The sequence below is a fragment of the Salegentibacter sp. 24 genome, from assembly GCF_004362395.1.
GTDB lineage: Bacteria > Bacteroidota > Bacteroidia > Flavobacteriales > Flavobacteriaceae > Salegentibacter.
Map to the genome: position 1 here is coordinate 19946 of NZ_SNWE01000034.1, position 10708 is coordinate 30653.

A 10708-nucleotide genomic window follows, 5' to 3' on the forward strand; every position below is an offset into this window, starting at 1 on the left:
TTTTAATCTTAAAGATTACTGTATAAATCAATAGTTTCACCTTCCGTCACCTGTACCAATGCCTTTTTAAAAGCTTTGGTTTTACCAGTGATCATACCAGATTTTGTATATCTGGTTTTACGATCCGGACGGACATTTATGGTACGAACTTTTTCAACTGAAACTCCGTAGGCAGCTTCCACTGCATTTTTAATTTCAATCTTATTCGCCTTATTGTCTACCACGAAAGAAAAACGGTTATTTAACTCGCTATCTCCGGTGGCTTTTTCTGTAATAATTGGTTTTATCAAGATACTCATAAGGCTTATTTACTTAAATTCGACTCAATTCCTTCTAAAGAACCTTCAAGCAATACAATATTCTTAGCATTAAGAATTCCGTAAGTACTTAATTCTGAGGAATTTACAACCTCAAGTCCTTTTAAATTACGTGACGACAAATATACGTTTTTATTTGAGTCACCCAACACTATAAGCGATTTTTTGTCCTGAATACCAAGGGCTTTCAAAACATCAATCATACTTTTTGTCTTTGGCGCATCAAAAGAAAAGTCCTCAACTACAAAAATTGATTCCCCTTTTGCTTTTATTGATAAAGCCGATTTTCTTGCCAAACGTTTTAAATTCTTATTCAATTTAAAACCATAATTCCTTGGTCTGGGTCCAAAAACACGTCCACCTCCTTTAAAAATTGGAGATTTAATGCTACCCGCACGCGCGGTACCAGTACCTTTTTGCTTCTTGATCTTACGAGTACTTCCCGTAATTTCAGCACGCTCCTTGGCCTTATGAGTTCCCTGGCGTTGATTAGCTAAATATTGCTTAACATCAAGGTACACAGCATGATCATTCGGCTCTATAGCGAAAACAGCATCAGAAAGCTTTGCTTTTCTGCCTGTTTCTTTTCCTTTTATATCTAAAACTGCTACTTCCATTACTTACTAATGATTACGTATGAGTTTTTGTGACCAGGCACACATCCTTTTACTACTAAAAGGTTTTTATCTGCCACCACTTTTAAAACTCTCAGGTTTTCTACTTTAACTCTCTCTCCACCCATTCTACCGGCCATTTTCATTCCTTTGAAAACCCGTGCAGGATAAGACGCTGCACCAATAGAACCCGGAGCTCTTAATCGGTTATGCTGACCGTGAGTTGCTTGACCAACACCACCGAAGTTGTGTCTTTTTACAACTCCCTGAAAGCCCTTACCTTTAGAAGTACCTGCAATATCTACAAATTCTCCCTCGCTAAAGTGCTCTACAGTGATCGCATCACCTAATTTATAATCTGCTTCAAATCCTTTGAATTCAACGACTTTACGTTTTGCAACGCTTCCTGCCTTTTTAGCATGCCCTTCAGCAGCCTTGTTTGCAGTCTTTTTGTCATCGAAACCAACTTGAAGTGCCTCATACCCGTCAACCTCTGTGGTTCTGACTTGGGTAACTACGCATGGACCTGCTTCTATAACGGTACACGGAACATTTTTTCCGTTCTCGTCAAAAATACTGGTCATGCCTATTTTTTTTCCTATTAACCCAGACATAATTAATTTTTGATTATTACTTATTTATTTAAAAAAATTCAGGGCAGAAAAATACTTTCGCCCTGAATGTATCTTTCTTCCGTTTTTCCCTCGCCAACTGCTCAGGACATGTTCATTCTCACCGTGGTGAGAACCTTTGGGATCCCCGCCTGCACGGGGATATACTTATACCTTGATCTCTACTTCAACTCCACTTGGCAATTCCAACTTCATCAACGCATCGATTGTTTTTGAAGAAGAACTGTAAATATCCAAAAGCCTTTTGTAAGAGCTTAATTGAAACTGCTCTCTGGCTTTTTTGTTCACGTGAGGAGAACGTAAAACAGTAAAAAGTTTTTTGTGAGTAGGTAAAGGAATTGGTCCTGTTACCACCGCACCTGTAGTTTTTACAGTCTTCACGATCTTCTCCGCAGATTTATCTACCAGGTTATGATCGTAGGATTTTAGTTTTATTCTTATTTTCTGACTCATTTTCCTAATATTATTCGTTTGTACCCTTTGCTGCTTTAATAACTTCTTCTGAAATATTAGAAGGAGTCTCAGCATAGTGAGAAAATTCCATAGTTGAAGTTGCTCTACCAGAAGATAATGTTCTCAATGTAGTTACATATCCAAACATTTCAGCTAAAGGCACTTCCGCTTTAATAATCTTAGCTCCGGACCTGTCTGACATGCTGTTCACCTGACCTCTTCTTCGGTTCAAGTCACCAACGATATCACCCATATTTTCTTCTGGAGTTACTACTTCTATTTTCATAATAGGCTCAAGAACTACAGCACCGGCTTTTTTAGCAGCGGCTTTGTAACCCATTTTAGCAGCCAATTCGAAAGAAAGTTGATCGGAATCTACAGGGTGGAAAGATCCATCCTTAAGGATTACTTTTAAAGTATCCATTTGAAAACCAGCCATTGGACCGTTTTTCATTGCTTCTTTAAATCCTTTTTCTACCGAAGGAACAAATTCTTTAGGAATACGTCCACCTTTAATATTGTCTACAAACTGAAGTCCTTTTCCTTCAAAGTCTTCGTCTACAGGACCCATCTCAAATACAATATCAGCAAATTTACCACGACCACCAGATTGCTTTTTATAAACCTCTCTGTGCTCGGCAGTTTTAGTTACTGTTTCTTTATACTCAACCTGAGGTTGACCTTCATTTACTTCAACTTTGAATTCTCTCTTTAAACGGTCAACAAGAATTTCAATATGAAGCTCTCCCATTCCAGAGATTATGGTTTGTCCTGAAATTTCATCAGTCTTCACCTGGAAAGTAGGATCTTCTTCAGCTAGTTTAGCCAAAGCCATACCCATTTTATCAACATCAGCCTTGGTCTTAGGCTCAACCGCGATACCAATTACTGGCTCAGGGAAAGTCATAGACTCAAGAACGATTGGGTGCTTCTCATTGGTAAGTGTATCGCCGGTTTTAATATCTTTAAAACCAACAGCTGCACCAATATCACCAGCTTCAATCCTATCTATAGGCTCTTGCTTGTTAGAGTGCATCTGGTATATACGAGATATACGCTCTTTCTTACCTGATCTGTTGTTTAAAACATACGATCCTGCATCTAAAGCTCCAGAGTAAACACGGAAAAACGCTAAACGACCTACAAAAGGATCGGTAGCAATTTTAAATGCCAATGCAGAAAAAGGAGAGTCAACGTGTGGCTTTCTGCTTTCTTCTTCATTGGTATCAGGATTCACACCTACAATAGCTTCAACATCTACCGGAGAAGGCATATACCTCATCACAGCATCAAGCATTGCCTGTACTCCTTTATTTTTAAAGGCAGAACCACACATCATAGGAATGATAGACATATCTATGGTTGCAGCTCTAAGGGCAGCAATGATTTCATCCTCAGTAATCGAGTCTTCATCTTCAAAGAACTTTTCCATCAATGCTTCATCATACTCGGCAACAGCTTCTACGAGCTGAGTTCGGTACTTATTCACATCTTCCATAAGCTCCTCAGGAATATCTATAGTATCATAGGTCATCCCGTGATCTTCATCATTCCAAATAATAGCTTTTTTGGAAATAAGATCAACCACTCCTTTAAAATCTATTTCATCACCGATAGGAACTTGCAATGGCACTGGGTTTCCACCAAGCATTTCTCTAACCTGCTTACACACATTAAAAAAGTCAGCTCCCTGACGGTCCATTTTATTTACAAATCCTAAACGTGGTACTTTATATTTATCAGCCTGTCTCCAAACGGTTTCAGATTGTGGCTCAACACCATCTACCGCACTAAACAATGCAACAACACCATCTAATACACGTAAAGAACGCTCTACCTCTACGGTAAAATCAACGTGACCTGGAGTATCGATAATGTTTACCGTAAATTCCTGATCTCTGTACATCCACTTACAGTGCGTAGCGGCAGAAGTAATGGTAATACCTCTTTCCTGCTCCTGCTCCATCCAGTCCATAGTAGCCGCACCATCGTGCACCTCTCCTATTTTGTGGCTTATCCCTGTATAATATAGAATACGCTCTGTTGTTGTGGTTTTACCCGCATCAATATGAGCCGCAATTCCTATATTTCTGGTAAATTTTAAATCTCTTTGTGCCATTTTTTTTTAGAATCTAAAGTGAGAGAATGCTTTATTAGCTTCAGCCATTTTATGAGTATCTACTCTTCTTTTAACTGCAGCACCTTCTTCTTTGGCAGCAGCAAGAACTTCAGAAGCTAATTTCTGCGCCATAGATTTTTCATTTCTCTTACGGGCAAATGAAATTAACCACTTCATAGCGGTTGATACTTTTCTATCTGGTCTTATTTGCATGGGGATTTGAAAGGTTGCACCTCCAACTCGTCTACTTCTAACTTCAACGTGAGGCATAACATTAGAAAGAGCATCTTTCCAAATTTCCAAACCAGTTTTTTCTTCGTCTTGTTTCTTCTCCTCTATAATTGCGATTGAATCATAGAAAATCTTAAAGGCTACCGATTTCTTACCATCCCACATCATCATGTTCACAAAACGTGTTACAAGCTGATCGTTAAATTTTGGATCTGGTAAAAGCGGTCTTTTTTTGGCCTGTCTTTTTCTCATTTCTTTACATTAAAAGTTTTTACTTACTTCTTAGGGCGCTTTGCTCCGTATTTCGACCTACGCTGGCTTCTACCTTCTACACCCGCAGTATCTAATGCACCGCGAACAATATGGTATCTTACACCTGGCAAATCTTTTACCCTTCCGCCTCTAACCAATACTATCGAGTGCTCTTGTAGATTGTGACCCTCACCTGGAATATAAGCGTTAACTTCTTTTCCGTTAGTCAACCTTACCCTAGCTACTTTACGCATAGCCGAGTTTGGCTTCTTAGGTGTAGTAGTATACACACGTGTGCACACTCCTCTTCTTTGAGGGCACGAATCCAAAGCAGCCGATTTACTCTTCTTGGTTATTTGGGCTCTTCCTTTTCGTACTAATTGTGAAATTGTTGGCATAATTTCTTTTACCTAATTATTAATAAATTTAATCCCCTGTTTTTTAGGGTTTGCAAATGTAGAAATAAAAACAAATTTATCAAACTATAATGAATTAATTTTCAGAAGGATGCTTTAACCCAAAATACCAGTCAAACAATAATGTTAATAATTCAGTCCTATACCATATTAAATACAAGCAATTTTAAGAACCTCTGAAGGCTTCAGAAGCGTTATGTTTTGTGTTTTAAGCACACTTTGATATTAAATGGCAATAATTTTCTAATCTTTTAACATTTGCAAGGCAGCGCTTTACACCCTGACTCTAACGGGTCTACCCCTAAAATTTAACAATTCCTTAAAATGAGTCCTGATTTTTAAAAACAAAAGTTTGTTTTATTAACCATTTATTAGCACTTTTGGCGTTGGCTAATTCAAACAAATTTAAAAATGAGAACAAAGTTTAGTAGTATTCTAACACTTTTATTAGTGTTAGCTGTGCAGATTACTTTTGCACAAGAACGAACGATTACCGGTACGGTAGTCGATGAAGACGGGCTACCCCTACCAGGTGTAACCGTTATGATTCAGGGAACTAACACAGGTACCCAAACAGATTTTGACGGAAATTATTCCATTGATGCCACCCAGGGTGACATTTTGGTATTTTCTTTCGTTGGAATGGAAACTGCAGAGTATGCTGTTACCAATGTTGACACTATAGATGTAACATTATCAACAGATTCTGCCCAATTAGACGAAGTAGTCGTTACGGCCTTAGGTATCGAGAGGGAAAAGAAATCTCTAGGTTATGCAACACAAAGTGTTGATGGCTCTGAAGTATCTGATGTTCCTACACAAAACTTCGTGAATTCTTTATCAGGTAAAGTTGCGGGACTCGACATTTCATCCTCAGGAACTATGGGAGGTTCTTCCAACGTAGTGATTCGTGGAAACTCTTCATTAACAGGGAACAACCAGGCGCTTTTTGTTATTGATGGCACGCCAATTAGCAACGCTAACAACAACAGGTCTGGACAGGCGTCAGGTAGAGGTGGTTACGATTATGGTAATGCTGCTTCGGACATCAACCCTAATGACATTGCATCTATTAACGTACTAAAAGGTGCGGCCGCCACTGCTCTTTATGGGGCTAGAGCCGCAAACGGGGTTATCATTATTGAAACTAAGAAAGGAAGTAAAGGTAAAGGGATTGGAGTTTCTGTAAACTCTACCCTTATGACCAGTCATGTAAATGACAATACCCTTCCAGAGTACCAGGATCAGTATGGTGCTGGTTATGGAAGGTTTTATGGGCCAGACGGGGATGCCTATTTTAATCAATATGACGTCGATGGTGACGGAAATCTTGATCCTGTAACTCCTTTTACGGAAGATGCTTCATTTGGAGGAATATTTGACGGAGCACCTATTTACCAGTGGAACTCTATTTATCCTCAGTTAGAAGGAACAGAGTATGATTTTTACCAACAGGCTACTCCTTGGGAGGCTGGTGCAAATAATCCTAACGCTATCTGGGAAACTGGGTATACGATGATTAACTCTGTTGCCTTAGACGGCGGTACGGATAGAAGTTCTTTTAGGTTAAGTGCTACCAATTTCAATCAACAGGGTAACCTGCCTAATAGCCAGATCAAGAGAAATACTTTAAAGTTTAGTGCCTCTCACGATTTTACAGATAAGTTTTCAGCGCAAACCAATGTAACCTATACCAAAACAGATGGAAAAGGTAGATATGGAACTGGATATAGTTCTTTAAACATTATGCAACAGTTCAGACAATGGTGGCAGACTAACGTAGATCTCTACGATCAAAGAGCTGCTTACTTTGCAACTGGAGAAAATATTACCTGGAACCCAAATGGTCCAGATGACCTTTCTCCAATTTATTCAGACAACCCATACTGGACACTTTATGAGAATTATCAAACCGATACTCGTAACAGGTATTTTGGTAATATCAACCTAAATTACGAGATCAACGATGTATTTAGCGTATTAGGCCGCTTTACATTTGATACCTACGACGAATTACAGGAACAAAGAATCAACGTAGGAAGTGCGGACATTCCAGAATACTCCAGGTATAACAACAGAGCTGCGGAATACAACTACGATCTTATCCTGAACTTTAACAAAGATGTAACTGAAGATCTTAACCTTGATGGGAATTTAGGTTTTAATTTACGTAGAAATGAACGTAGCTACATCCTAGCTTCAACTAATGGTGGTCTTAATGCACCGGGCTTCTATGCTTTGAGCAACTCGTCGGCTCCAATTAATCCACCAACGGAATATGAAAGCATAAGAATGTTAGATGGAATCTACGCCAGAGCTGGTTTAGGCTATTTAGACACCTATTTCCTTGAAGGGACTATAAGAAGAGACCGTTCTTCTACTTTACCTATAGAAAATAACACCTTTTATTATCCTTCTATTTCTACTAGTGTAATCCTATCAAATGTAATAGAAGCAAATTGGTTAAGCTTTGCTAAATTAAGAGCGAACTACGCTGAAGTTGGTAGTGATACTAATCCTTACCGAGTATTTAATACTTATGCTATCTCTGCTCCTTTTGGAACAGCCGGATATGCAAGTAACAATTCTCAGTTAGCAAATTTGAATCTTAAGCCTGAGCGTATGAAGGCATATGAAGTAGGTTTAGAAGCCAATTTCGCCGACAGAAGAATCGCTTTTGATGTGTCTTATTACAACTCTCAGACAGAAAACCAAATTACCCCGGTACCGGTATCAACCGCTACTGGTTTTGCAACCAAACTATTAAATGCTGGTACGGTGGAAAATAAAGGTATAGAGGTTTCCTTGACATTAAATCCAATCAGAACAGAAGATTTTGACTGGACCATAAATGCAAACTGGGCTAAAAACAAGAGTGAAGTTTTAGAACTTGATGAAGGGATTGACAACCTACAGCTGGCTAGTTTCCAAGGTGGAGTTTCCATCAACGCAGCTCCAGGAGAACCATACGGCGCCATTAGAGGATCTGCTTATGTTTATGATGATAACGGAAACCGCGTAATTACTGACGGAGGTTACTATGAAAGAACACCAAATGCCAACTATATTATTGGTAACATCCAACCAGATTGGACAGGTGGTGTATCTAACACACTTACTTACAAAAACCTAACCTTTAGTTTCCTTATAGATGTTCAAAAAGGGGGAGATATTTTCTCTTTAGACACCTGGTATGGACGTGCAACAGGATTATATGCGACAAGTGTAGGAACCAATGAACTTGGTAACCCAATCAGAAACCCACTATACGACCCGGAGCTTGAACCAGGTGACCCAGGTTATATAGCTGAGGAAAACCAGGGCGGTGTAATTCTTGATGGTGTTCAGGGAGATGTTTCCTACAACGACGATGGAACTTATGAAGTTACCAATACTTCTGAGAATACAGTAAGAGCCAGAACAGACTACTTCGGTAATCCTTATGGATATGGAAGGGATGCTAACGAAGGTCATGTTTACGACGCTTCTTTCGTAAAACTCAGAGAAGTTAGTTTGGCTTATAATTTTGGTCCAAAAATTATAGATGCAACTCCATTTACCAGTGCTTCTTTATCTTTAATTGGTAGAAACCTTTGGATCATACACAAGAACATTCCTTACTCGGATCCAGAAGCAGGACTTAGCTCAGGAAATGCACAGGGTTACCAATCTGGTGCATATCCGGCGGTAAGAGAAATTGGTGCAAGCCTTAGATTTAACTTTTAATAAAAATAACTATGAAAAAATATATTGTAGCCTTAACAGCACTCGTAATACTATGGTCTTGCCAAAGTGACGAGCAATATGAGGATCTCAACCGAGATCCCAAAGAACCGACTCAGGTTGCTTCAGACTTTTTATTTACAGCAGCCACGGTAAGTTTATCGGACATGATGGCAAGCCCGAATGTAAATGACGCTATATTTAGATTTCTTGCCCAGTATTTTACAACAACTACTTATGTAGACGAAACGAACTACAACTTTACTTCAAGACAGAACCCAGATAATGTTTGGTCTGAATTATATAGAGATGTTATTCTTGATCTGCAGGATGCTAAAAGTATTGTTAGAGAAAATACTGAACTTGAACAAGCCGAAAAAGATGCCCGTCTAGGTCAATTGGAAGTAATGGAAATTTACGCCTGGCATGTGCTTGTAGATAGTTTTGGAGATATTCCTTACTCTCAAGCCTTACAAGCAGAAGAATTTCCACTACCTGCCTACGATGATGATATGGTAATCTACGAAGACCTTATTACAAGGTTGAACAATGTAGGTGCCCTGTTATCAGCCGGACAGGGGTACACAAATTCTGACGTTATTTACGGAGGAGACATGGATAAATGGATTTTATTCGCCAATTCTCTTAAATTAAGATTAGGAATGAGAATTTCTGAGGTTAACCCAGGCCTATCTCAATCTACTGTAGAATCAGCTGTTACTGATGGAGTATTTATGTCTAACGAAGATAATGCTACTATGACTTATCAAACTAACGATCCTTATGGTAACCCACTCTGGGAAGACCTTGTTCTTAGTGGTCGTTCTGATTTTTTAGGAGCTAATACGATTATAGATTATATGAACGAACTTGATGATCCTAGAAGAATGGTATATTTTGATGAGAACCTGGATGAATATACTGGGGGTGTCTATGGCGGACTTAATAGCTATGGAGCATTTACACATATTGGAGATCCTTTCTTAGAACCAACCCGTGAATCTATTCTTTTAGATTATGCTGAAGTTCGTTTCAACCAATCAAGAGCAGCTGAACTTGGTTATGCTGTAGGTGGTGATGCTCAAACGCATTACGAGGCTGCTATTACTGCTTCTATGGAGTACTGGGGACTATCTGATGATGAAATCTCAGCTTACCTTGCACAGCCAGCTGTAACTTACGATGGATCTGTAGAACAATTTGCTACTCAGTACTGGATAGCTATGTTTGACAATCCTTTCCAGGGATGGTCAGTTTGGAGAAAATATGATGAACCAACACTAAATATTCCAACAGAATTCGAAACTGAGGTACCTTTAAGATATACTTACCCAGTAGACGAAACCAACCTTAACGAAGATAACTACGAGTTAGCTTCTGAAGCAATTGGTGGAGACTCTGCTCAAACCCCGGTTTTCTGGGATGTTGAATAAGTAAGTGTAAAACTTTGAATAATAGAGGCTGTCTGAAAAGGCAGCCTTTTTTGTTGGATTTTTTTGAGGTTTTATTATTTTCATGGAATTTAAGTTAAAGTTGTATTTAAGACCTATAACCAGTCGCAGTTAAGTCTTTTCACCTCGGTTATGATGATTTGGCACCTTTAAATCATCCCGTTAGAATCGTCAATACGATTATTGATCAAATCGCCATCGCTGACCTGGAGCGAAGTTACAAAGGAGGTGGTACTTCCAGTTACCATCCTCGGATGCTTCTTAAGATGATCATTTATGCGTACCTGCGCATTATTTATTCCCCTCGTAAAATTTAACAGGCACTTCTGGAGAACATTCATTTTATGTGGCTCAGTGGTCAAAGTAAACCCGATCATAATACCATCAATGATTTTAGAGGAAAACGCTTAACCCCAAAAATTCATGAGATATAAATAAAAATTGGGTGTAAAGTGTTATATTTAAAGAGCTTAGCGGCATCTTTAAAAACACTAAAACCA

At 38.9% G+C, this 10708-nt stretch carries 11 protein-coding genes; 3 read left to right on the forward strand and 8 right to left on the reverse strand.

Annotated features, from left to right (window positions below; translation table 11 throughout):
- Window positions 1-8: 8 nt before the first annotated feature.
- The 7 genes from rplW to rpsL form a co-directional block, all read right to left on the reverse strand.
- Window positions 9-299: a 50S ribosomal protein L23 gene (gene rplW / locus DET49_RS17265; RefSeq protein WP_075324952.1), complete on the reverse strand. Its 291-nt coding sequence runs from the start codon at window positions 297-299 to the stop codon at window positions 9-11.
- A gap of 5 nt (window positions 300-304) precedes the next feature.
- Window positions 305-934, reverse strand: coding sequence for a 50S ribosomal protein L4 (gene rplD, locus DET49_RS17270; protein WP_133549948.1), 630 nt, complete (start codon window positions 932-934; stop codon window positions 305-307).
- Window positions 934-1545, reverse strand: a complete 612-nt coding sequence (rplC, locus tag DET49_RS17275; protein ID WP_133549950.1) for a 50S ribosomal protein L3 — start codon at window positions 1543-1545, stop codon at window positions 934-936. Before rplC ends, rplD begins: the two co-directional genes overlap by 1 nt.
- Window positions 1546-1710: 165 nt before the next feature.
- Window positions 1711-2016, reverse strand: coding sequence for a 30S ribosomal protein S10 (gene rpsJ, locus DET49_RS17280; RefSeq protein WP_037319211.1), 306 nt, complete (start codon window positions 2014-2016; stop codon window positions 1711-1713).
- Between the two features lie 10 nt (window positions 2017-2026).
- Complete coding sequence (gene fusA, locus DET49_RS17285; protein WP_133549952.1) at window positions 2027-4135, reverse strand: elongation factor G; 2109 nt, start codon at window positions 4133-4135, stop codon at window positions 2027-2029.
- A 6-nt stretch (window positions 4136-4141) separates the two neighbouring features.
- Window positions 4142-4618, reverse strand: a complete 477-nt coding sequence (gene rpsG, locus DET49_RS17290; protein WP_133549954.1) for a 30S ribosomal protein S7 — start codon at window positions 4616-4618, stop codon at window positions 4142-4144.
- Between the two features lie 23 nt (window positions 4619-4641).
- On the reverse strand, window positions 4642-5016 hold the full coding sequence (gene rpsL, locus DET49_RS17295) for a 30S ribosomal protein S12 (protein ID WP_037319203.1): 375 nt from the start codon (window positions 5014-5016) through the stop codon (window positions 4642-4644).
- Window positions 5017-5445: 429 nt separating this feature from the next.
- Here rpsL and DET49_RS17300 point away from each other — a divergent pair, with 429 nt between their 5' ends.
- Both DET49_RS17300 and DET49_RS17305 read left to right on the forward strand, forming a co-directional pair.
- Window positions 5446-8760, forward strand: a complete 3315-nt coding sequence (locus tag DET49_RS17300; RefSeq protein ID WP_133549956.1) for a SusC/RagA family TonB-linked outer membrane protein — start codon at window positions 5446-5448, stop codon at window positions 8758-8760.
- Window positions 8761-8771: 11 nt separating this feature from the next.
- Window positions 8772-10190, forward strand: a complete 1419-nt coding sequence (locus DET49_RS17305; protein ID WP_133549958.1) for a SusD/RagB family nutrient-binding outer membrane lipoprotein — start codon at window positions 8772-8774, stop codon at window positions 10188-10190.
- A gap of 167 nt (window positions 10191-10357) precedes the next feature.
- Here DET49_RS17305 and DET49_RS18965 read toward each other — a convergent pair whose 3' ends face one another.
- Entirely contained in the window at window positions 10358-10585 is a 228-nt protein-coding gene (locus DET49_RS18965) for a hypothetical protein (protein ID WP_166636607.1), read from the reverse strand.
- On the opposite strand from DET49_RS18965, the gene DET49_RS18970 reads away from it, so the two are divergent.
- The gene (locus DET49_RS18970; RefSeq protein ID WP_133549962.1) at window positions 10553-10642 is read left to right on the forward strand and encodes a hypothetical protein; all 90 of its coding nucleotides are present in this window, start codon (window positions 10553-10555) and stop codon (window positions 10640-10642) included. The two genes, DET49_RS18965 and DET49_RS18970, sit on opposite strands and share 33 nt — an antisense overlap.
- The last annotated feature ends 66 nt before the right edge of the window (window positions 10643-10708 follow it).